Origin of the sequence: Mycobacterium xenopi (assembly GCF_009936235.1) — a bacterium.
Lineage (GTDB): Bacteria > Actinomycetota > Actinomycetes > Mycobacteriales > Mycobacteriaceae > Mycobacterium > Mycobacterium xenopi.
Window position 1 is genome coordinate 3,370,791 of the sequence record NZ_AP022314.1, and the last position, 22,256, is coordinate 3,393,046.

At 64.4% G+C, this 22,256-nt stretch carries 18 protein-coding genes, 4 pseudogenes and 5 riboswitches; of the genes and pseudogenes, 13 read left to right on the top strand and 9 right to left on the bottom strand.

Annotation, left to right across the window (positions count from 1 at the left end; translation table 11 throughout):
- The 5 genes and pseudogenes from MYXE_RS15915 to MYXE_RS15935 form a co-directional block, all read right to left on the bottom strand.
- The gene (locus MYXE_RS15915; RefSeq protein WP_085194915.1) at positions 1–681 is read right to left on the bottom strand and encodes a hydrogenase; all 681 of its coding nucleotides are present in this window, start codon (positions 679–681) and stop codon (positions 1–3) included.
- A complete protein-coding gene (locus tag MYXE_RS15920) occupies positions 681–1,601 on the bottom strand; it encodes a respiratory chain complex I subunit 1 family protein (RefSeq protein WP_232061840.1) in 921 nt (306 codons plus the stop codon). The genes MYXE_RS15915 and MYXE_RS15920 overlap by 1 nt, the downstream gene beginning before the upstream one ends.
- A 35-nt stretch (positions 1,602–1,636) precedes the next feature.
- Entirely contained in the window at positions 1,637–2,140 is a 504-nt protein-coding gene (locus tag MYXE_RS15925; RefSeq protein WP_085194917.1) for an NUDIX hydrolase, read from the bottom strand.
- Between the two features lie 16 nt (positions 2,141–2,156).
- Positions 2,157–2,231, bottom strand: a riboswitch (Fluoride riboswitch).
- Positions 2,232–2,313: 82 nt separating this feature from the next.
- Entirely contained in the window at positions 2,314–2,622 is a 309-nt protein-coding gene (locus MYXE_RS15930) for a hypothetical protein (RefSeq protein ID WP_039889550.1), read from the bottom strand.
- A gap of 182 nt (positions 2,623–2,804) precedes the next feature.
- Positions 2,805–2,866, top strand: a riboswitch (Fluoride riboswitch).
- Between the two features lie 525 nt (positions 2,867–3,391).
- Positions 3,392–4,794 (bottom strand): annotated as a pseudogene (locus tag MYXE_RS15935) (IS1380 family transposase).
- 137 nt (positions 4,795–4,931) lie between these two features.
- Here MYXE_RS15935 and MYXE_RS15940 point away from each other — a divergent pair.
- From MYXE_RS15940 to MYXE_RS15965, 6 genes and pseudogenes are all read left to right on the top strand, one after another.
- Positions 4,932–5,231: a PE family protein gene (locus MYXE_RS15940; protein ID WP_085193927.1), complete on the top strand. Its 300-nt coding sequence runs from the start codon at positions 4,932–4,934 to the stop codon at positions 5,229–5,231.
- A gap of 10 nt (positions 5,232–5,241) precedes the next feature.
- Positions 5,242–5,764: pseudogene (locus MYXE_RS15945) on the top strand (PPE family protein); the annotation flags it as partial.
- 258 nt (positions 5,765–6,022) lie between these two features.
- The gene (locus MYXE_RS15950; RefSeq protein ID WP_161552106.1) at positions 6,023–6,595 is read left to right on the top strand and encodes a PE/PPE C-terminal domain-containing protein; all 573 of its coding nucleotides are present in this window, start codon (positions 6,023–6,025) and stop codon (positions 6,593–6,595) included.
- 180 nt (positions 6,596–6,775) lie between these two features.
- Positions 6,776–6,988 carry a DUF732 domain-containing protein gene (locus tag MYXE_RS24615; protein ID WP_232061626.1) on the top strand — a complete coding sequence of 71 codons (213 nt, stop codon included), beginning with the start codon at positions 6,776–6,778 and terminating at the stop codon, positions 6,986–6,988.
- Between the two features lie 64 nt (positions 6,989–7,052).
- Positions 7,053–7,114: riboswitch (Fluoride riboswitch) on the top strand.
- Positions 7,115–7,117: 3 nt separating this feature from the next.
- Positions 7,118–8,668 (top strand): MutS-related protein, encoded by a 1,551-nt coding sequence (locus MYXE_RS15960; RefSeq protein WP_232061627.1) that lies wholly within the window; start codon positions 7,118–7,120, stop codon positions 8,666–8,668.
- Complete coding sequence (locus MYXE_RS15965) at positions 8,665–10,194, top strand: MutS-related protein (protein WP_085193921.1); 1,530 nt, start codon at positions 8,665–8,667, stop codon at positions 10,192–10,194. The genes MYXE_RS15960 and MYXE_RS15965 overlap by 4 nt, the downstream gene beginning before the upstream one ends.
- A gap of 21 nt (positions 10,195–10,215) precedes the next feature.
- Here MYXE_RS15965 and MYXE_RS15970 read toward each other — a convergent pair whose 3' ends face one another.
- Positions 10,216–11,328, bottom strand: coding sequence for an MFS transporter (locus tag MYXE_RS15970; protein ID WP_232061628.1), 1,113 nt, complete (start codon positions 11,326–11,328; stop codon positions 10,216–10,218).
- 56 nt (positions 11,329–11,384) lie between these two features.
- Between MYXE_RS15970 and MYXE_RS15975 the strand changes: the two genes are divergently transcribed.
- Both MYXE_RS15975 and MYXE_RS15980 read left to right on the top strand, forming a co-directional pair.
- Positions 11,385–12,655, top strand: a protein-coding gene (locus MYXE_RS15975) for an IS3 family transposase (protein WP_415624423.1) whose coding sequence is annotated in 2 segments (ribosomal slippage) — positions 11,385–11,658 and positions 11,658–12,655 — 1,272 coding nt in all. Because the reading frame shifts where the segments join, the coding sequence is not laid out codon by codon here.
- Positions 12,656–12,707: 52 nt separating this feature from the next.
- Positions 12,708–13,701: pseudogene (locus MYXE_RS15980) on the top strand (ERCC4 domain-containing protein).
- A 33-nt stretch (positions 13,702–13,734) separates the two neighbouring features.
- Here the strand turns inward: MYXE_RS15980 and MYXE_RS15985 are convergent.
- Positions 13,735–13,923 (bottom strand): hypothetical protein, encoded by a 189-nt coding sequence (locus MYXE_RS15985; protein WP_085193600.1) that lies wholly within the window; start codon positions 13,921–13,923, stop codon positions 13,735–13,737.
- 57 nt (positions 13,924–13,980) lie between these two features.
- Positions 13,981–14,041: riboswitch (Fluoride riboswitch) on the top strand.
- A 229-nt stretch (positions 14,042–14,270) separates the two neighbouring features.
- Between MYXE_RS15985 and MYXE_RS15990 the strand changes: the two genes are divergently transcribed.
- Positions 14,271–15,266, top strand: a complete 996-nt coding sequence (locus tag MYXE_RS15990) for an ABC transporter ATP-binding protein (RefSeq protein WP_085193602.1) — start codon at positions 14,271–14,273, stop codon at positions 15,264–15,266.
- Positions 15,267–15,294: 28 nt separating this feature from the next.
- Here MYXE_RS15990 and ettA read toward each other — a convergent pair whose 3' ends face one another.
- On the bottom strand, positions 15,295–16,968 hold the full coding sequence (gene ettA / locus MYXE_RS15995) for an energy-dependent translational throttle protein EttA (protein ID WP_085193604.1): 1,674 nt from the start codon (positions 16,966–16,968) through the stop codon (positions 15,295–15,297).
- 23 nt (positions 16,969–16,991) lie between these two features.
- Positions 16,992–17,058, bottom strand: a riboswitch (Fluoride riboswitch).
- Between the two features lie 290 nt (positions 17,059–17,348).
- Here ettA and MYXE_RS16000 point away from each other — a divergent pair.
- The 3 genes from MYXE_RS16000 (at position 17,349) to MYXE_RS16010 (ending at position 19,782) form a co-directional block, all read left to right on the top strand.
- Entirely contained in the window at positions 17,349–18,017 is a 669-nt protein-coding gene (locus MYXE_RS16000; RefSeq protein WP_161552107.1) for a cysteine--tRNA ligase, read from the top strand.
- Positions 17,996–18,829, top strand: coding sequence for a galactan export ABC transporter ATP-binding subunit Wzt/RfbE (wzt, locus tag MYXE_RS16005; protein ID WP_085193608.1), 834 nt, complete (start codon positions 17,996–17,998; stop codon positions 18,827–18,829). Before MYXE_RS16000 ends, wzt begins: the two co-directional genes overlap by 22 nt.
- A gap of 194 nt (positions 18,830–19,023) precedes the next feature.
- On the top strand, positions 19,024–19,782 hold the full coding sequence (locus MYXE_RS16010) for a GAF and ANTAR domain-containing protein (RefSeq protein ID WP_039891309.1): 759 nt from the start codon (positions 19,024–19,026) through the stop codon (positions 19,780–19,782).
- 13 nt (positions 19,783–19,795) lie between these two features.
- On the opposite strand, the pseudogene MYXE_RS16015 reads toward MYXE_RS16010, so the two are convergent.
- Positions 19,796–20,775 (bottom strand): annotated as a pseudogene (locus tag MYXE_RS16015) (NAD-dependent epimerase/dehydratase family protein).
- A gap of 113 nt (positions 20,776–20,888) precedes the next feature.
- Between MYXE_RS16015 and MYXE_RS16020 the strand changes: the two are divergent.
- Complete coding sequence (locus MYXE_RS16020) at positions 20,889–22,247, top strand: WS/DGAT/MGAT family O-acyltransferase (RefSeq protein WP_085193612.1); 1,359 nt, start codon at positions 20,889–20,891, stop codon at positions 22,245–22,247.
- The last annotated feature ends 9 nt before the right edge of the window (positions 22,248–22,256 follow it).

Genomic DNA, 22,256 nt, shown 5'->3' on the forward strand with positions numbered 1-22,256 from the left:
CTACCCCCTGAGCCGGTCGAGTGTCTCGGTGGATAGTGACAGAGTCCGCCGTTGATGGGTGCGCATCAGCACTCCGAACACCACCACGGCTACCAGCAGATCGAACAGGAAAGCCACCTCCAGGATCAGCGGCATCCCTGCAGCGACCACCAGACTGGCCAGCGACGCGCCGTTTTCCAGGGAGAAGAATCCAATGGCCTGGCTGACGACGTCGCGGCGAACGATCATCAAGACGAACGCGACCAGCACGACCGCCACCGACAGGCTCAGCGCAGTGGTGGGCAGCACCTCGGAATGGATGCCAAGCACGCCGACCGAGAAAAACCCGGACGCGCCAATGCCGATCGAGATCAGCACTTGGCTTGCAACTCCGACCACGCCGCTGCCGGCAATCTCCTCGGGTGCTTCCCGAAGCAGCCGCATCACCAGCAATGGCACAGCGATCACCTTGAGCAAGAAGGACAGGATAGCCAGCGCGTACAACTCGGGAACGTGATGATGGAAGGCCACGACGGCGGCCAGCACGCTGACAGCCAGGGACTGTCCTGCGTACAGCCGCACTTGGCCACGCAACAGCGCCTGCCGCAGCATCCCGAATTCCAGCAGCAGCACGATCAGCGCAACCGTATTCGCGGTTCCGTCGTAAACGGTGGGAACGAACTGGTTATCCGCTAACGCCATCAGCCGCCCCCCAAGTAGAGGGTGAAAACCGCGAGGACGGCGAGCAGCAGTGCGGCCGAGACGAATTCGGTGATCTTATAGAGCCGCAGTTTGGCGTAGCTGTTGTCCAGTACGGCGATGGCACAGCCGAGCAATATCGCCTTTGCCAATATCGCGGCGATGGCCAGCCCTATCTCAAGCGGGGAGGTGCCCTCGGCCATCCCCCAGGGGGCGACGAATACGTTCAGCAAAATGATGTACAGCACGAACTGTTTGGCCGCCGATCCCCAGTGCAGCAGGGCCAGGTCTGGCCCGGAATACTCGAATGCGCGCCCCGTTTCGATCATCCCGAATTCGATTGTGCCGGTGTGTGTTTCAACTGGAATCCGGGCAGTCTCATACAGGATCACCATGAACAGCGCTGCGGAGGCGAGTAGGTGCGCGGGCCGCACGATCTGGTCGGGCCCGCTGCGGACCGTCGCTCCTAGCACATACGGCAGGTCGGTGGTGGTGATCATCGCGACCGTGAAAACGACCAACAGCATGACAGGCTCGGTGATCGCAGCGAATGTCTTGGCACGGCTTGAAGCCAGTTGTGCGTATGCATCGCCGGTTTCGGCCGCACCGACAGCAACCAGGAAGCTCGCAAACGCCAGAATCAATCCCCCACCGAGGATGTCACCCATGTATCCCAGGGGCAGCGCGTAACTGGTGAGCACCGGAATCAACATCGGAACGGTCAGGTAGCAGGCAAACGATGCGACCGGCGCCAGGCGAAAGAATGGACCCGCGCCGTTTGGTGTCAGCGACTCTTTGCCGAAGAGCTTCACTAAGTCGAAGTAGGGCTGCAATATCCGTGGACCACGGCGGCCCTGCAGCCGCGCTTCCAACCAGGAGATGAAGCCACTGATGCCTGGCGCACCAGCAGCAACGGTCACCACCTGCAAACCCTGGATCAGTGGTAGCGGCAACGATGTCATCGATCACCCGGATCCGGGCGCCACAGGTTGCCCAGGTAGCGGGCGTATCCACCACGGCGCAGGTCCGGAAGAAACCCGGCGATCGGTGGATGCAGAGTGACGGTCCTCAGCTCGTCCCAACCAACCCACACCGGCCGCCGGTCCGGCTCGCGGGCAACGGGAGTGGCAGCAGTGTCGAAGTCCTCAGCGATGAAGACCAGCTCGACAATGCGCCGATGCTCGACGGGGTCATTGACTTCGAGGACCAGGGCACACCTGTTGGGGTACACGTCGAGACCGGTCTCCTCGCGTGTCTCCCGCCGCGCGCAGGATGCCATGCCTTCGTGCGGATGCGGGCGCCCGCCGGGCAGCACCCAGTCGCCGCGGTCGGGACGCTGCAGCAGCAGCACCGCATCGCCGCGGACCACCGCCACCGCACAACGCAATTCGACCAACGAGTCGTCGACGGAAGTCATCGCCTTACCGCCGTGAGCGTTGAGCGACGGCGAAAATGAGCACACGCCACCTACGACCCCTTCGTTCGTAGAAGCCATCAGCCTTGTGGCGGTTCGGAAGTCGCACTTCCGGACGGGCTCCATCGCCGGTGCAAGTTAACCAACGGCGACGCCGTGGGTCAAGCCGAGCGTGATCGCTGCGTGATCCCACAATGCGGGCGATCGCCGACAGCGAGCGGTCAGGACCGATCTCGAGTGTGCAGATAGGTCATGAGGACGTCTTCAGCCCGGTGGTATTGCAGTGAATCCACCCACAGGCGCCGGATTGCCGCCTGCCCGGGCCGCCAACGACCACCCGGTGTCGCCACGTAACCGCCAATGCCGGCCTCGGCGAGCAAACTAAGCACGGGGTCGATATCATCGGGCCCAACGTCGGCGAGCTCCGCCCATGCGCTGGCAAAGACGCCGTTGTCGGTGCCGCCCGGTGGTAGCCAGAACATGACGTCGAAGCGCGCGGGATTTCTGATTGGGCGCATCGGGGAACTCACGATGGCTCCTGCGCTGTTGTCGTGGACATCCGTCTTCCCTGGTAGGACATTCAGGGACTGTCGGCGCCATCCGCGGTTACGGCGAGCCCCACCACCACAGTCCATCATCGCGCGCCGCAGGGAAATTCGCCAGCGGAGCGCGCGTGTCTTCACTTGCACGTCCCGTTAACCGTGGGCTAACATCGCGGACAGGCGATGAGGCTCGCCTTGAACTGCCACAACGGCTAATGGCTTCTACCCGTGACTGACTGAGAGTCGGGTAGAAGGTAGGTGAGCGGTTGGTGGCATTCCTTGTTCAGGTCTTACTGTGGTGTTTCCGATGTGCCGGTGGCACTCGGCGGATAGGCGGAACCGGGCTGGGTGAACGTCGGGTAGCCGCACTCGATTACCCCGTAATGCGCGTGCGACAGGTGCTCGACCGACCGCGGCGGCACACTAAAGTGCGTGCTGCACAGGCCCGGTCGACTCTTCGTAAGTGCTTCTGCCACAGCGTGTTTGCAAGCAAAGCGGCACACAGAAGCAAAGAAGCTCGAGGGAGTCCTCCGTAGCGCGGGCGCTCTGCATCACCCTCACCCGCCGGTCCTCGACATATCTCTAAGCCTGAATCCGTGGATGGGTGATTTCGTGTTGCCGTCGACGCGGTTGTTTTGGGATGCGGCCGAGTGTGGCGCGGTGGGGCGTGGGTGATCCGCTGGCCTGTACCAGCTTTCCTTTGGGTTCCTTGGGTCGGGCCTGGGATGGCGGGGCGGACAGGGCTTGGAAGGTGGGGTCAGGCGGCGCGGGGTTGCGCGATCGGGTAACCGATGACGTTGTGCCACAGGGCCTTCCATCTGGCTCGCCAATGCCAGTGGGCGGGTAGGTGCAGCATTGGTTTGCGGGCCGGGGCGGCGAAGCGGGCCGGGATGTTGATCAGGTCGCGGCGCAGGGTAGCCCCGCGGGCCACGGCATGGTGGCCACCGGCGAGGGTGCCGACGGCGCGCAGCAGGTTATGGGCGATCACCGCGCAGGCCAGCCAGGCGCAGTTGGCCGCGAACAGCCCCGACGGGATGTGTGCCAGTGGGCCGTCGATTAAATCGGCGAAGGTGGTTTCGATGATGGCGTGGCGTCGGTGGGTGATATCGGCCTGGTCGACCGGCAGCGCGGAGTTGGTGACAAACGGGTGATAGCGCCACACCGGAAACAACGCATCCAGGTGGCGGGCGTCTTTGACCCGGCGCACTACCAGCCGCACGGTCAGTGTTCGGCCGCGGGCCAGGCGCAGGGTGTAGGGGTTTCGGCGACCTGGGCATCGGAGATCAACGCCCCGGTGTCGGGGTCTTCGACCGCGCCCGGGTAGTGCACCGGGGTCCAGGCGGCCTCGTCGATGGCGGCGATCGCGGCGTTGATGCGCTTGTTGCGGCTGATCGACAGGGAGAATTCGGCGCCTCGCTGAATGCAGGTGGTGATCACTTTCTTGGTGCCAAACATTGAGTCGCCGCGCACCAGGATCGGCGCGTCGGGGTTGATCGCTTTCGCGGTGGTGATCGCCTGCTTGAGCTGGTATGCGGCACCGCGCCCGGAGGCGGCTTTGCCGCTCCGTAGCTGCGCCTCGGCGATCACCGGCGCGGCGGTCGCCGTGGAGATGGTGGTGATCTGTGGGGACAGGCCCAGCCGCAGCAGCGCGCGGCTGGCGATCTTGGCATGACCGAAGGAGGCGCCCTGCTTGGCGTGGCCGTAGACCGGGCGCAGCAGCGAGTCGATGTCCAAAAACATCCGCTCGTCGGCGCCAGCCAGCAGCGGGGTGCGCGCCGCCAGTGCGATCAGATGCTCGCGGGCCACTGCGGCGAGTTGTTTGGTATGCCCGAAGGTGAACTCGCGCAAAAAGATCCCCAACGTCGATGGGGCATATACCTCGTTGAACACCCGGGGTGTGCCGCCGGCGCGCAGCACATTGGCATCATCGATGCTGTCCGCGCCGCACATCATCCCGGCGACGATCGAGGTCAGCTTGCCAGCCGGGTTGACCGCGCCGGACTTCACCCGAGTCGACGGCAGATCCACGCGCTCGTTGATCAATTCCGAAAGACCGGTCTGCTCAGCCAGTTCCAGCACTGGCACCAACCCGGCCGCCGACAGCAGATTCTGCTCGTCAAACACCGCCGATCCGGTGGTGAACGTATACGATGAGTGCATCGAAAGTGCCTTCCCGGACTATGGACAAATGCGGCCTCAGCACTCGTATTGTCCCAGTTCAGAAGGCATTTTCGCTGTTCACACGCCGATCAAATCACCGGAACCATCCACGGATTTAGGCTAAGGGAGGTAGAGCCATGTCTTTTGTCACCACACAGCCGGAAATGCTGGCTGCTGCGGCCGCCGATTTACGGGGGATCGGCACGGCGATGGCCGCCCACAACGCGGCTGCGGCCGCGCCCACGACCGGGGTGATCCCCGCCGCCGCCGATGAGGTCTCGACGCTCACCGCAATGCAATTCGCCATGCACGCCCAGATGTATCAGGCTGTCGGCGCGCAAGCCGAGACCATTCACGAGCTGTTCGCGACCACGCTGAATACCAGTGCCGCATCGTATGCGGCCACCGAGGCTGCTAACGCCATCGCGGCCAGATGAGAGGTGTGGCATGGACTTTGGGGCGTTACCGCCGGAGGTCAACTCCGGCAGAATGTATACCGGCCCGGGGTCGGGACCCATGCTGGCTGCCGCGGCCGCCTGGGATGCGCTGGCCGCCAACCTGCACTCTGCCGCGGCCGCCCATGGCGCAGTGGTCGCGGGGCTGACCGGCGGGCCCTGGCTGGGCCCGGCTTCGGCGTCGATGGCCGCTGCGGCCGCACCCTACGCGGCGTGGTTGACGGCCACGGCCACCCAGGCGGAACAAGTCGCCGCCCAGGCCAAGGCGGCCGTGGTTGCCTACGAGGCAGCGTTTGCGATGACCGTGCCCCCGCCGGTGATCGAGGCCAACCGCAGCCTGCTGATGTCGCTGATCGCGACCAACTTCCTGGGTCAAAACACCCCGGCGATCGCGGCCACCGAAGCGCAGTACCTACAGATGTGGGCCCAGGATGCCGCGGCGATGTATGGGTATGCCGCGACTTCGGCGCACGCTGCGACGCTGACACCGTTCGCCCCGCCGCCGATCACCACGAACCCGGCCGGGTTAGGCGCCCAGGCCGCCGCGGTCGGCCACACGGTCGGCACGTCGTCCGCGGCCCACGCGTCGTCGATCATGTCGGCCGTGCCCGGGGCGTTGCAGAGTCTCGCAGCACCCGCACCGGCCGACCCGCCGGCAGCGCCGTCGCCGCTGTCGTTGCTGTCGTTGCTGTCGATCCCGAGCGCCACCGCGTCCACGACCAGCACTGCCGCATCGTCGACGAGCGCGCCGCCTCTCCTTCCTGTCGGCCGCGGTGGCGTCACGCAACATCGCGCTACAGGAGCAACGCGAAAGATCTGAGGCCGCCGAAGGCATCATTCGGGGCGGCGTGCCAGGCGCGCCATTCCTGCCGCCCCCACCGCTTCCGGAGGGCCCAGCGGGTGCCGGCTTCAAGACCACACCGCCGGTATCGGCCAGCATTGGCCAGGCGTCTTCGCTCGGCGCGCTGTCCGTGCCGCGAGGCTGGGCCACTGCCGCCCCCGCGATACGCGCTGCCGCCTTGGCGGTGCCATTCACCAGCACCGCCGCCGCCCCAGCGGCGATGCCAGGAAACCCGGGAAGCTTAGTCAGCGGCATGGCCCTGGCCGGTATGGCCGGCAGCGCCATCGGCAACACCGTCAGCCCTGCCCGCCAGCAGCGCACGCCTACGATGGCACCTACAACGCGCGTGGAGCCACAACCGCCGGGCAATCCCGCGCCGGCGATCTCTGCCGAACTGCGGGAACTCGCCCTTGCCGTCTTGCGCGAATCTGGAGATCTCACCGACGAAGAATTCACCGAGAAGCAACGCCTTTCCGGTGTCAGAACGCCGCGCCGTCCGCTATGACGGCCGCTCCACAAGTTCGATGAGCAACAAAACCTCAGCACAAGCCAGTTAAGGAGAATGATGTTTCGAACACTAACTCTCACAAGTGGACTCGCCGTCGCCGCGGTTTGTCTGGCAGTGCCCGCCAGCGCCGACCACGCTGGATACCTCGCACGGCTGGACAGAAACCACGTTAGCTATGTGTCGCAACCCGACGCCGTGCACTGGGGCTCATCGGTGTGCGACGAACTGCGCAACGGTGCCGATGTCCCAGCGGTGGTCTCGACACTGAAGAACAACGGCGGCTTCACCACTCGTGATGCCGGGGCGATCATCGGGGCAGCAACCAGCGAACTATGCCCTGACCAACATCAGACGGCGATGCAATGGGCTTACGGCCAAACCGGCAGCTAGTGGCTCGGCGGACTCGACAACCCGCCAACTGTCCATTGACACGCCGAAACGGGCGCCGGGTAGCATCAGGCCAGGCGATGAAGCTCGCCTTGACCGCCACCAAAGGCTGATGGCTTCTACCACAGATTTGTGCGGAGGTCGGTGCCAATGGCGGGCTTTACCAGCATCCTTTCCCCCTATCCCGAGACGGTGGTCGCTGCCGATGTGGCTCCGAGTTGCTTTCCCGATCTGCACCTCGACGACATCATCGCCGCGGTAACCGGCGGCCATTCCGACGATCATCTGGAGAACTTCTTTTACGCCCCGTTGCGCGACGTTTCCGCAGTCGACTACCGCCATCGGGTATTCCGCGATCTCGACCGCGACCAGATGCGTCGGGCAATCCAAAACTTCGTCGACGGCATGCGCACGATGCGGCGGCGTCTCGACCGGGCCCAGCACCTGTGGCACCCACTGCAACGGCAAGGTTGGTTTGTCGACGCGGTCGAAGCCTATCGCGCCGCGGTGGAATCGCTGCGGGACGATCTGATCCGGGTCGAGCCGGCTTCTCCTGGGTTGCGCGCCTTCGCCGACCATGTGAACCAGTACGTCGACAGCGACACCTTCAAAGCACTGGTAGCTGACACCCAAGCGGTACGAGCCGAGTTGCGCAATGTTCGCTACACCGTGCACATCCAGGGCTTGCGGGTGCATGTCGACAAATTCGAGGGCCAAGGCGACTACAGCAATGCAGTGGTCGCAACCTTTGACCGGTTCGCCACCGAGGCGACCAAGGATTACCGTGTGCCGCTCAAAGACTTTCCCGACATGAACCACGTCGAGGAGCAGATCCTTGAGCGCGTCGCCAAACTCTATCCGGATGTGTTCGCGCTGCTCGACGAATACTGCCGCCGCAATCAGCACTTCGTCGAACGCACCATCGCTCGCTTCGACCGTGAGATCCGCTTCTATCTGGCCTATTTGGCCTTTGTGCACCGCTTCACCGCGGCCGGGCTTGCTTTCACTTTTCCGGAAGTCACCACAGAAACCACCGCGGTCGATGTAGACGACGCCTTCGATCTGGCACTGGCGATCAAATCGATTGACGAAGACAAACCCATCGTATGTAACGACTTTCGGCTGTCGGGACCGGAGCGCATTTTCGTAGTAACGGGTCCCAATCAGGGCGGCAAAACCACGTTCGCCAGAACAATCGGCCAGTGCGCCTATCTTGCCGCACTGGGCTGTCCGATACCCGCAAGACGGGCCAAGCTCATGCTGCCCGACCACATCTATACCCACTTCGAGCGACAGGAGTCTTTGTCGACCTTGCATGGAAAGCTCGACGACGAGCTGGTGCGAATTCACGACATCCTTTGCCGCGCCACCGAGGCGAGCATCGTCATCATGAACGAAAGCTTCTCGTCCACCACCGCCGACGACGCCCTGCTGATCGGCACGGAGGTTCTCCAACGCATCATCAAGCTGGGCTGCGTGGCCGTCTATGTCACCTTCTTGGACGAACTGTCCACCCTCGATCCGGCATGCGCCAGCATGGTCGGTGAAGTCGCGCGCGACGATCCGACCCGTCGGACTTTCAAGTTCACCCGGCGGCCGGCGGACGGCCTGGCCTATGCCGCGGCATTAGCCGATAAATATGCGCTGAACCCTGAGGTACTGCGACAAAGGATCGGGCGATGAGAGTTCGTCTGCTACATCCCGAATCTGACCCCGAACTCAAACCGACGCTGCCGTGGCAGTTGCAGGACATCATCGACGACGACCTCGAGCTTCGGCGGGTCTACCAAGCCATGGCGGGTAATGACGAGTTTCTGCTCGAAACCGCAAAGCGGGTGGTACCGCTGGGCGTCGCCGACCCGGACATCATCGTCTACCGCCAACAGGTGTTGGCCGACTGTCTCGCGAACCGTCCTGTGGTGCAACAGATGTATGACATCGCGGTGGACGGCGCCGAAGTGCGGCGCAAGGTATTTCTGGGCGGGTTGATGTCGCGCAATCCCGAGTCAATCCTGCGCCGCTCGATCCGCGTCCTCGAACTGCTCACCGAGAACCTCATACAGATACGCAGCGTCTGCGACCAACACGGGAGCCAGTTTCGCTCTCCCGGCTTTCGGCAGTTGGTGGCCATGATCGCCGAACAGCTTTCCGATGACTACCTACGCAGGCTCGACGAGCACCTCAGCGAGTTAGCGCTGCCGCGAGGCGTTTTGCTCAGCGCGCAGCTGGGAGTCGGCAACAAAGGCGAACGCTACATGCTTCACCAAGCGCCCCGGCGCAGCTGGTGGGAACGGTTGACCGGAAACCACAGCGACGCATCTGGGTTCACAGTGGACGACCGCGACGACGCAGGAGCGCAGGCCCTCACCGAATTGGCCGGACGTGCTATCAACGACGTCGCCAACGTCGTCACTCAATCCGCCGACCACGTCCAGGGATTCTTCGAGCGATTGCGTACCGAAGTCGGGTTCTACCTCGGGTGCCTCAACCTGCGTGATGAGCTCACCAAATTCGGTGTCCCGACGTGTTTTCCGGTGCCAACGCCGGCCGATGTGCCGGAACTCCAGTGCCGCGATCTACGGGATGTGGGGCTGTGTCTGACCACTGTTAAAAAGGTCGTCGGCAACGACATCGACGCCGACGGCAAATCGCTGATCGTGATCACCGGCGCAAACGAAGGTGGCAAGTCCACGTTTTTGCGCAGTGTGGGCGCGGCCCAGGTGATGATGCAGGCCGGTATGTTCGTCACTGCTGAATCGTTTCGCGCCAACGTCCGCGACGGCGTTTTCACCCATTTCAAACGCGAAGAAGACATCACCCTGACGCGCGGCAAGCTCGACGAAGAACTCGCCCGGATGAGTGAGATCGCCGAGTACATCGAGCCCACATCGCTGTTGTTGTGCAACGAATCCTTTGCCTCGACCAATGAACGCGAGGGTTCGCAGATCGCACGCGGAATCATTTACGCCATGGTGGACAGCGGCGTCAAAGTCGTGTTCGTCACCCATCTCTACGACCTCGCCCACAGTCTGTATGTGCGCCACAACCCGGCGGACTTGTTCTTGCGGGCCCAGCGCCGACCCGATGGTGTGCGTACCTTCCGGCTGCTGCCCGGGGAGCCCAAGCCGACCAGCCACGGCGAGGACTCATTCCGGCGCATCTTCGGCGTACCCGCCTACGCCAGCGGCGAGCGTGTCGAATCCGGTTGAGATTTCGGCAGATCCGGGCAGTCAATTGCTGGTAGCCGGACGCAACATTCCGGAGGCGACGACCGCGCCGACCATCCATGCTGCCGCGTAACCGAACGCCACCAACGGCGAAGCCACCGTATAGAGCAAGCCGACGACCACGGTCGCCACCACGTCGCCGATTGCCTGCACCGCGCCGAGGACACCGAATCCGCTGCCGCGCAACCGATCCGGAAGCAGCTGGGAAACCACAGCGGATTGGGTAGGCTCGGCGAGACCGATTCCGGCCCCGGCCGCCCCGAACGCCAACGCGACAGCCACCACGCTGTGCCCTCCGGCCGCAAACACGCCGTAAGCGATCACGTACACGGCCGCGCCGGTCGCGAAGACGGCGCGCGGCCCCGTTCGGTCATACCACCGCCCGGCAGTCAGCGACGCGACCGTGGCGATCACGTTGTGGCCCGCATAGATCAGGATTGCCAGCGATGTCGCCGCGGTCAGGGAACGATGAGGCGAGGTAAGCAACTGTGTGGCACGCAGTATCAACAGAGTCGTTGCAACATTGCCAAACTCGAACAACGCCACTGGCAACAAGGCCCGCAACATACCGGCGTCGCGCAACGCGCCCAACTCGAGGCGTCGCCGCACCGTTGTGGTTGCGGCACCGGCCCGGCGGCGGGCTTCGCGAGCGGCCACGATGATCGCCAGGGCCGCGAACAGGCCCGGAATTGCCGCCAGGTAGAGCGCGGGCCGGACACCCACCCAGGCCACCAACCCGGCCGCCAGCAACGGGCCGGCCACCGCACCCAGGTTGTCGCCGGCCCGCTCGAGCCCGAATGCCCTGCCGTGCGCCGACTCTGGGCTCAGCGAAGCCAGCAGCGCATCTCGCGACGGCGAACGCAAACCCCGGGACAGCCATGCGATGGCGCGAAGCACACCGGCCTGCCACACCGTCAGGGCCGCGCCGATCGCTCCGGTCGCGACCGCGGTGCCGAGGTAACCACCCGAGGCGATCCGTCCTCGCCGGGCCGGGTCGTTCGCCAACGGGCCGCCGATCAGCTTCATCACGCCGATGAGAGCATCGCTGATCCCATCGATGACGCCGAGGGCCGCCGCCGACGCGCCCAGCGTGCCCGTCAGAAACGTTGGCAGCACCGATGTGAACCGTCCCGGGTTTCGTGCACACCTTCTTTTGAGGGAAGGATGGCACGATGCCGAGCAAGTACGATGAGAACACCAAGGCCAAGGCGGTGCGGCTGGTCCGAGAGCATCGCGATGACTACGAGACCGAGTGGGCGGCGATGCGCGCGATCTCGGCGCGGTTGGGGATGAGCGCGGAGACGCTGCGCAAATGGGTGCGCCAGGCCGAGGTGGACGACGGTGAGGCTGCGGGTGTGCCGACTGAGACCGCACGCGAGCTGCGGGAGCTGCGCCGCAAAACCAAGGAACTTGAGCAAACGATCGAAATACTAAAGGCCGCAACAACTTTCTTCGCGCGGGAGTGCGACCCGCTACACCGCTGATCTGCGAGTTCATCGACGAACACAAGGACCGGTTCGGGGTCGTACCGATGTGCCGCGCCCTGGGTGTCCAGGGCGTGGCGATCGCCCCACGCACCTACTGGGCACACCGGTCGTCGGCGCCGTCAAAACGGGCCCTGTGGGACACCACGATCACCGAGATCCTCGCCGGCGTCTATGAGCCTGACGAGCACGGCAAACGCCCACCGGAGTGCCTGTACGGCAGCCTGAAGATGTGGGCGCACCTGCAGCGCCAGGGCATCCCGGTGGCGCGCTGCACGGTCGAACGGATCATGCGCAAGCACGGCTGGCGCGGGGCCACGCGCGCCCGGACGATACGCACTACCGAGCGCGATCCGGCCGCCGCGAGAGCGCCGGACCTGGTGCGGCGGCGCTTCCATGCATCGCGGCCCAACGAGCTGGACGTGGCGGACTTCACCTACGTGCCGCTCGATGGCGGCGGGTTCGGCTACACCGCATTCGTAATCGACGCCTATGCCGGGCTGATCGCGGGCTGGGAGTGCTCGTTGACGAAGAACACCGCCTTCGTCGAGCGGGCGATCCGCCAAGCCACGGCATACCGGGCGCGGCAGGGACATCCGCTCACCGGTGACACGATTCATCACAGCGATGCCGGATCACAATACACCGCAACACATTTCACTGAGACACTGATGCTGGCCGGACTCGTCCCGTCGATCGGGACTGTCGGGGACGCCCTCGATAACGCGTTGGCCGAAACCACGATCGGGCTCTACAAAACCGAGTGCGTGCGCGCGGGCTCCCCGTTCCGCACCGGACCGATCCGCACCCTCGCCGACCTGGAGAACATCACCTCGGCGTGGGTGCACTGGTATAACACCGCCAGGCTCATGCACCGCCTTGGCCGCCGCCCGCCAGCCGAAGCCGAGGCCGAGTACTACGCCCGGCTGCAAGCCGGCGACCCCATCAGCAGTCCGTAGGCTCGGGTCGCGACGGGGGTGTCACCCAACACCGATGGCAGACTCGGGACTTGTGGCGGAGTTGTTGATCGCGGTCAACCCGGATGAAGACTCCAGGCTGCCGTTGTTGCTGAGGGTCCCGCTCGGTGGCGGTGACCTGCTGTTCCGCACGTCGGGAACCTGGCCGCGGGAAAAAGCTTTGTTCGCCTACCCGGTACCGCTGGACGAGTGGCCCGACGATCCGGTAATCGTCGAACGAGTGCGGTTGCGGTCGTGTCGTCGGCGCGGCGCAGCGATCGACGTGATCGCCGACCGGTCCCGGCACAACCGCTCCCAGCTCGTGTTCACCCAGGCTCGGGGCCGCGACGTGGTGTTTTGGCAGTCGCCGCGCACCCGCAAACAGGCACGCCCGAACGTGCGCACCCCGACCGCCCGCGCGCACGGCATCGAGGAGCTGCAGATCGTGGTCGACAGCCACGAGCAGTACGCCTACCGGTTCGCAACCCAGCAGGTCACCACGGTCAAGCGGGCGCTGCCGTGCGGGGACTACGGAATCGTCGTTGATGGTCAGCTTGTCGCCAGCGTGGAACGCAAGTCACTGGTCGATCTGGTAGCCAGCCTCACCGGCGGCAAGCTGCGCTACCAGGTCGGCGACCTAGCCGCGCTCCCGCGCGCGGCGGTGGTCATCGAGGATCGCTACTCGCAGCTGTTCAACTTGACCGCATCCGGCCCGCGGTGGTCGCCGACGGGCTCGCCGAGTTGCAGATCCGCTGGCCGAACGTGCCCGTCGTGTTCTGCGAGACCCGCCAGCTCGCCGAGGAATACACCTACCGGTTCCTCGCCGCCGCCAACGCCTGGGCGACCACCGAACACGCTGCCATGCAACGTATCTCACCGATCAGAGTCGACATCGCCCACCTCGACCAGGCACCCGCAGCGCCGACGCCATCCACCGCCGAAGTCCGCGCCTGGGCTCGCGGCACCGGCTTACCGGTACCCGACCGCGGCGGCTCCGCCCCGAGATCTGGACTGCTTGGTACGACACCAACTCGTCGAACCGAACCTAGCGTCTACGGCCGCGTACTACGCTCACCACCAGATCAGGAAGCACACCGGTCACACGAAACGAGGTGTGCATCAAACCCGGGATGGTTCAATGTGGTCACTTCGTGCCCGGTGTCGGAAAGGAAACTGGCTGCTCCTACCGCACCGACACCCGGGGTGAGCCACCGTTGCGTTGGTGCCTCGGTCACCTCGTCGGCGCCCAAGCCACGATCGGAATCGGTCATACCCACAACCTAATCGGTCGCGCGACGCGCACGCTTGATCTTCTGCGTCAGGGTAATGTTGACGTTGGCGATGAAGCTCGCCTTGATTGCCGCACCGGCTGATGGCTTCTACCGCGTGATGGTCACGGTAGAAGGCGGGTGAGAGTTGTGAGACGCTTCAGCGGCCTCGTGCGGGACCACTATCACCAAGCCGTGGCTAGAAGACCCAACGGCCCGGCCACTCACCGTCTACCACGCGTGGTCCACGGACGGCATTGCCGGATTCTGCTAACCGGCATCTCCGCGCAACGGCGCGATGACGAGATCAAGGGCCAGTTTCTCGACACCATCCATAGCGGGAGGCGCACATGGGCACTGCAATCCAAGTGGAAGGGCTCACCAAGTCGTTCGGATCGTCGCGGATCTGGGAAGACGTGACGCTGACCCTGCCGGAGGGAGAAGTTAGCGCGTTGATCGGCCCCTCCGGTACCGGCAAGACGGTGTTCCTGAAGTCGTTGATCGGTTTGGTGAAGCCGGAGCGGGGCTCGATCGTCGTCGACGGCACCGACATCATGCAATGTTCGGCCAGGGAACTCTACGAGATCCGGCGGCTCTTCGGTGTGATGTTCCAAGACGGTGCGCTGTTCGGGTCGTTGAATTTGTTCGATAATTGCGCATTCCCGTTGCGTGAGCACACCAAGAAGAAGGAAAGCGAAATCCGTGACATCGTCATGGAAAAGCTGGAGATGGTCGGTCTTGCCGGTGACGAGAAGAAGTTCCCCGGCGAGATCTCCGGGGGGATGCGCAAGCGCGCCGGGCTGGCCCGCTCGCTGGTGCTGGACCCCGAGATCATCCTGTGCGACGAGCCCGACTCCGGTTTGGACCCGGTGCGCACCGCGTATCTGAGCCAGCTGCTGATCGACATCAACGCCCAGATCGATGCCACGATCCTGATCGTCACGCACAACATCAACATCGCACGCACCGTGCCGGACAACATCGGCATGCTGTTTCGCCGCAAGCTGGTGATGTTCGGTGCCCGAGAGGTGCTGTTGACCAGTGACGAGCCGGTCGTTCGGCAATTCCTCCACGGCCGCCGCATCGGCCCGATCGGCATGTCGGAGGAAAAGGACGAGGCCACCATGGCCGAGGAGCAGGCCCAGGTCGAGGCCGGCCACCACCACGGCGGTGTCGAAGAGATCGAAGGTGTGCCGCCGCAGATCAACCCCACGCCCGGCATGCCGGAGCGCAAAGCTGTCACCCGCCATCAGGCACGCGTCCGCGAGACCCTGCATCTACTGCCGAGGAAGGCGCAGGAGGCGATCCTGGACTCCTTCGAAGGCGAGTCCCTCGGCGCACGCTAAGCGAGCGGGGCGGGTACAGCAGCGGCCCTCAGTCGCGGGTGAGCCTTCGATGGGTCACCCGATGAGGGCGCGCGGCTTCAGCCCCCAACCTGACGATCTTGTTCTGTTCGTATGCGGCGAAGTTGCCTTCGAACCAATACCACTGCGCGGGATCGCTTTCCGTGCCCTCCCACGCGAGAACATGGGTCGCAACCCGGTCCAGGAACCACCGATCGTGGGCGGTGACAACTACGCACCCGGGAAACTCGCCGATCGCGTTCTCCAGCGACTCGAGCGTTTCGGTATCCAAGTCGTTGGTTGGCTCATCCAGCAGCAGCACGTTGCCGCCCTGCTTGAGGGTAAGAGCCAGATTGAGCCGGTTGCGCTCCCCACCCGAAAACAACCGCGCAGGCTTTTGTTGATCGGCGCCCTTGAAACCGAACGCAGCCAGGTACGCCCGCGAAGGAACCTCCACCGACCCGATGCGCAGGACGTCGTCACCGCCTGACACAACCTCCCAGGCGGTGCGGTTGGGGTCGATGTTCGCACGATTCTGGTCCACGTAAGCGATCCGGACGGTGTCGCCGATTCTGATCTTGCCCGAGTCCGGCGCCTCGTTCCCGGTGATCATTTGGAACAGGGTGGTCTTGCCGACGCCGTTGGGCCCGATAATGCCCACAATTCCATTGCGCGGCAAGGAGAACGACAGATCGCGAAACAGCTCGCGACCGTCGAACGACTTGGCCAAATTTTCGACGTCGATCACCAAGCTGCCCAGCCTTGGACCGGGTGGAATGTGGATTTCGTCGAAGTCAATGCGACGGGTCTTGGCGGCCTGCGCCGCCATTTCCTCGTAACGGCGAAGCCGTGCACTGCTTTTCGCCTGCCGGGCCTTGGCTCCCGAGCGAACCCATTCCAACTCGCGCTGCAGGTAACGCAGCCGCTTGGCGTCCTTGCGTCCTTCGACCTGCAGTCGGGCGGCCTTGGTGTCGAGGTAGGTGGTGTAGTTGCCTTGATAAGGGTAAGCGTGGCCCCGGTCGAGCTCGAGAATCCACTGCGCGACGTTGTCGAGAAAATAGCGGTCATGGGTGACGGCGACAACAGTGCCCGGATAGTCGGCGAGATGCAGTTCGAGCCATTGCACGCTCTCCGCGTCGAGGTGGTTGGTCGGCTCGTCCAGCAGCAGCAGATCCGGCTGCGCTAACAGCAACCGGCACAACGCGACTCGACGGCGTTCACCGCCGGAAAGATCCCGCACGTCGGCGTCGGACGGCGGGCAGCGCAGCGCGTCCATCGCCTGTTCGAGACGGGAGTCAAGGTCCCAGGCGCCGCGGTGGTCCAATTGCTCCTGCAGCGAACCCATTTCAGTAAGAAGTTCATCGCTGCAGTCGTCGGCGAGGCGGGCGGTGATCTCGGTGTAGCGCGCCAGCAGTGCCTCGGTATCGGCCACTCCGGCGCGCACATTGTCGAGCACGCTCTTGTTTTCGTCGAGAACCGGCTCCTGTGGCAGCAGGCCCACGGAGATGTCCGGCGCAGCTCGCGCGTCCCCGTTCGACGGCTTCTCGAGCCCGGCCATCACGCGCAGCAGAGTCGACTTGCCCGCTCCGTTGGGGCCAACCACGCCGATCTTTGCCCCGGGAAGGAACGACAGGGTGACGTCGTCAAGGATCACCTTGTCACCGCGCACGACGCGGGCTCGGTTCAGCTGATAAATCCACTGCACGACAGCCTCCTGATCGGATCGGTTGGTCCGCAGGAACCATCGGCGGCACCCGGGCCGCGGTTGGAGGCGAGTCCCACCGCCAGCATTAATCCCGATCACGAGCCTAGCCCGCTGGCCGAACGTGCTGCTAGCGTGGAGATGACCGCGACAACTCGTTCGCGGCCCGGCGATGAAGCTCCGCCTTCGTTTGCGCCGTCAGGCGCTGATGGCTTCTACCCCGTAACACCGGTCCTCGCAGACCACTGCCTGTACAGCGAAGGAGAAGCCACGGTAATCCGCGATTCCAGTGACGTCGACGTGATGATCGGCCACGTTGCCGCGGGCAGCATAATCGGCGCCGGCCTGATGGTTCCGTCGACAGCCGAAACGTTCACGTGCGCGTGCTCGTCGTTGGCGATCTTTTGCGCCGGGTGCTTGAGGACATTCACTCGGCCCAGGTGCTGGCTGCCCTGATCACTCGCAATGACTCTGTTGCCGAACTTCTCAGCCGCTCCGGCCTTATGGTGCGACCGGTGGTAGGGACGTTCTCCACCGAGGCTGACGCCGCAGCCGGGATCGGTAAACCGTTGAATGTGGTGATCACCGCGACGGGAACCCACGATGCACCGATGCGGCGATCCACAGTGGGTGTGGCGCCTGTGCACAGCTCGGTGCCTTTGTCGCAAGCAGCGCCCGATGCCGTGCGTTTTGCGTTGGCCAACTCCAAACACCAGCAACAGCTCGATATCACGCCGTCCCTGCTGGCGCGCTCGCAGGCTGTGCTGGACCGCTGGCGCGATCGCATCGCGCAGTGGAGCCAGTGGTCGAGTCGACCGGTTCCGGCAAGCTGGCGCACCGCAGTGGTCGGCGCCCTCGATGACCTCGATGTCGCGCGCGTGATCGAGCTGATGGATGAACTCGAAAACGCCGATCACATTGAGCCGGGTGCGAAGTTCGAGGCATTCAGCTACGCGGATCGCGTACTCGGGGTGGACCTTATGCGCGACCTCGGTCGCGTGCGACGGTGTTCCACGACCGGCACCAAAGGATGTATGCGCACTCGAAGCTGACGACGGCACCGCCGGCACCGGCGGTCAGCATCGACGTCAGCCATGCATGGGTGGAGTTCCCGATCTTCGACGCCAAGTCCCGATCGCTTAAGAAAGCGTTCCTCGGCAAGGCGGGCGGGGTCATCGGGCGCAACGCGTCCAACGTTGTGGTGGTCGAAGCGCTGCGCGACGTCAGCTTCTCGTTGCGCCGAGGCGACCGGGTCGGGCTGGTGGGGCACAACGGCGCCGGCAAAACCACTCTGCTGCGTTTGCTGTCCGGCATCTACGAACCCACCCGCGGCCACGCTCACGTAATTGGCCGCGTGGCACCGGTATTCGATCTCGGGATAGGCATGGATCCGGAGATCTCCGGTTACCAAAACATCATCATCCGTGGGCTGTTTTTAGGCGAAACCCGCAAAGCGATGCTGTCGAAGGTCGAGGAAATCGCCGAATTCACCGAGCTCGGCGAATATCTGTCGATGCCGCTGCGCACCTACTCCACCGGCATGCGGATGCGACTGGCCATCGGCGTAGTCACCAGCATTGACCCGGAAATCCTGTTGCTCGACGAGGCCATCGGATCGGTCGACGGAGAGTTCCTGCACAAGGCATTAGTTCGTTTGCAAAACCTGGTCGAGCGTTCGGGCATCTTGGTGTTCGCGGCCCATTCCAACGAATTCCTTGCGCGGATGTGCAAGACCGCCATCTGGATCGACCACGGTCAGATCAAGATGATCGGCCCGGTCGATGAAGTGGTCCACGCCTATGAGGGACCCGCCGCCGCGCGGCATGTTGCCGCCATCTTGGCGGAGAACGCCGCCGGTCGGTGAACCGACAGCAGCATCGCTTGCAGCCACTAAGGCCGAGTTGACGCCCGGCCAACACATGACAATAGTGAGCAATTAGGCCATCGAGCGGGCAGCCGATATAAACGATATAAATGAGTCCTGCTGACCCGGCCGTTGCCGGGAAATGAGCGCCGCTGACAATTCAGGCCCGGGAATTACCGAAGTGAGGGAATGACGTGGCAAACGAGCCTGACGTGGGCTCCGGTGCGTCGTCATCAGCCGCGGCACCGGATCCCGCGACCGTGTTCGCTGCCCTCGCCGAGATCATCTACCAGGGCTCGGACCCCAGTGACGTGTACGCGGCGATCTGCGTCGCTGCCACCCTGATCGTTCCCGGATGCGACCACGCCAGCCTGCTGCTGCGGCGTGACGGCGGCTACGTCACCGTCGGCGCCAGTGACCGGATCGCGCAGCAGATCGACGACCTCGAGCTCAGCGTCGGCGACGGGCCGTGTCTGGACGCCATCGAGGAGGAAACCCCGCAGATCGAACCGGACCTGACCACGCCGTCGCAGTGGCCCCAGCTTGCGGCGCGGCTCGTCGCGGAGACACCGGTGCGCGGTGCGATGGGGTTTCGGATCCTGGTCGATCGCCGCAAAACCGGTGCGCTCAACCTGTTCAGCGACACCCCTAACCGCTTCAACACCGAGTCCGCGGGACGGGCCATTGTGCTGGCCGCGTTCGCCAGTGTGGCCATCAACGCCATCGCTCAGGGAGAAGACGCGGCCACCTTGCGGCGTGGGCTGCTCAGCAATCGCGAGATCGGCAAGGCCATCGGCATGCTGATGTTGCTCCACAAGTTCTCCGAGCGGGAAGCCTTCGATTTGCTGCGCCGCTACTCGCAAGACCTGAACATCAAACTGGCCGACGTAGCTCGGGCGGTCATTGAAAACCGCGGCCAGTTGCCCTCCCGCAAGCTGAACCCGGGCGCCTAAAGCGGGTCGGCAGTCACAGCGCGGCGGCCAGTGCTGCGAGAGTCTCCGCCGAGGTGTAGGTCGGCTGCCAGCCGAGCTCCTTTTTGGCTTTCGTGGTGTCCATCACCACGGACGCGCGCGCCACATGCAGCCATTCCAGCGCCGACGGGATGAACGGTAACCGTGAAATTGCCGCAGACGCCGCCGAGGCAGCCGCGGCCGGCACTCGCACCGGCCGCCGCCCAGCGCCTTGGCCACATCTGACACGGTGACCAACCCGTCGCCGGCGATGTTGTACGCGCCGGGCGGTGCCGGAGCCGTCGCCGCCAACGCGATCGCCGCGGCGACGTCGTCGTGGTGGACCAGCTGCAGCGGAAACCCCGGATCGGGCAACACCGGCTTCAACACCGGCAGCAGACCTGTGACCGCGCGCACTGGGGCGGGCAGCTGGTTCCAGGGCATTGCGTCGGCGAGCGCCCGGGCTTTCGGGCCGGCGACGATGCATGGCCGCAGGACGAACACCTCCAGCGACGAGTCGGCCGTGATTTCGGTGAGCGCGGCCTCACAGGCGGCCTTCTGCTCGGAGTAGTAATGCTCCGGTGATCCACGTGCCGGCACGTCTTCGGTCAGCGGGACAGGATTGTCGGCGTGGTAGCCGTACGCCGCCACCGACGAGGTGTACACCAGACGCCTCGGGCGCTGGGCGGCGACGGTCGCCTCGAACACATTGCGCGTGCCCTGCAGGTTGATTCGGGCACTCTCTTCCCGTGAGCCCATGATGATGAACGCCAGGTGGATGACCACATCAGCGTCGGCGACCAGCGCGTCGACCGCCTCGCGGTCCACGATGTCGCCCTGTCGGTAGGTGGTCTTTTCCCACCCCAGCGTGGCGGGGTCGAAGGGGCGACGCGCCATCCCGACGATCTTCTCCACCGCGGGTTCGTGTTCCAACGCCGTCACCGCGGCGATTCCGATTTCTCCGGTCGGACCGGTGACAGAGACAGTCAACCCCATCCGGCCATTGTTCCCGGCGGAGCTAAGAGCGCAAACACGCGATTACCGAACGAGTATGACGCGCATGTGTTGCAGTGACACAGTAGATAGATACCCGGCGTGGGAGAGGGAAGATGAAGCTGATATCACCGACCGATTCGATGTTTCTGCTCGGCGAATCGCGCGAGCATCCCATGCACGTCGGCAGCTTGCAACTTTTCCAACCGCCTGCGCACGCCGGGGCAGAGTTCGTGCGCGAGGCTTACGAGGCGATGCTGGGGTGTACCGACGTACAGCCCACCTTCCGCAAACATCCGGCTTTCTTCGGTCCGGTCACCAACCTGGCATGGGCTTTCGACGACGACATCGACCTCGAGTACCACTTCCGGCGATCCGCGCTGGCCAGCCCGGGCCGGGTACGCGAGCTCCTGGAATTGGTTTCGCGCCTGCATGGCAGTCTGCTCGACCGGCACCGTCCGCTGTGGGAAGCCCATCTGGTGGAGGGGCTGAACGACGGGCGCTACGCGGTCTACGTCAAGTTCCATCACTCGCTGCTCGACGGCGTGTCGGCTGCCCGGTTGATGCAGCGGGCGTTCACCACGGACCCCAACGACAACGAGGTCAGGGTGCCGTGGGCGCTAAAGCCGCGTCGACGCCACCGCGGCGGCCCGGGACGCTCTCCGCTGCAGCTACTGACCGGAACAATGGGATCGCTTGCCGCGCTTGGTCCTTCGACGGCCTCGCTGGCGCGCGCAGCATTGCTCCAGCAACAACTGACGTTGCCGTTCCAAGCCCCCAAGACGATGTTCAACGTCCGCATCGGCGGTGCCCGGCGCGTTGCTGCTCAATCGTGGTCACTGGACCGGATCAATCGCGTGAAGACCGCCACCGGGGTCACCGTCAACGACGTCGTGCTGGCAATGTCGGCCGGTGCGCTGCGGGCCTACCTGATCGAACAGGACGCGTTGCCCGACGCCCCGCTGGTCGCGATGGTCCCGGTGAACCTGCGAAGGGAGGACCAGGGCGACCACGGCGGCAACAGGGTGGGCACCGTATTGTGCAATCTGAACACCCACATCGAGGATGCGGCGAAACGCCTTGAGGCGATCAATGTTTCGATGTGTGACAGCAAGGCCGTGTTCAACCAGCTACCGCAGGTGCAGCAATTGGCGCTGTCTGCCTTCATGACCGGGGGCCTGGTCTTCGCGTTGATTCCCGGTTTCGTCCGCACCGCCCCGCCGCCGTTCAACATCGTGATCTCAAACGTGCCGGGAGCCCGGGAGCCGCTGTATTGGCGCGGCGCGCGGATGGTCGGCAACTACCCGCTGTCGATCGCTCTGGACGGTCAGGCGATGAACATCACCGTTACCACCAACGCCGAGAACCTGGACTTCGGGCTGGTGGGCTGTCGGCGCAGCGTGCCACACCTCCAGCGCATGCTCGGGCATCTGGAGACGTCGCTAAAGGATTTGGAGCGCGCCGTCGGCGCCTGACACGAACGT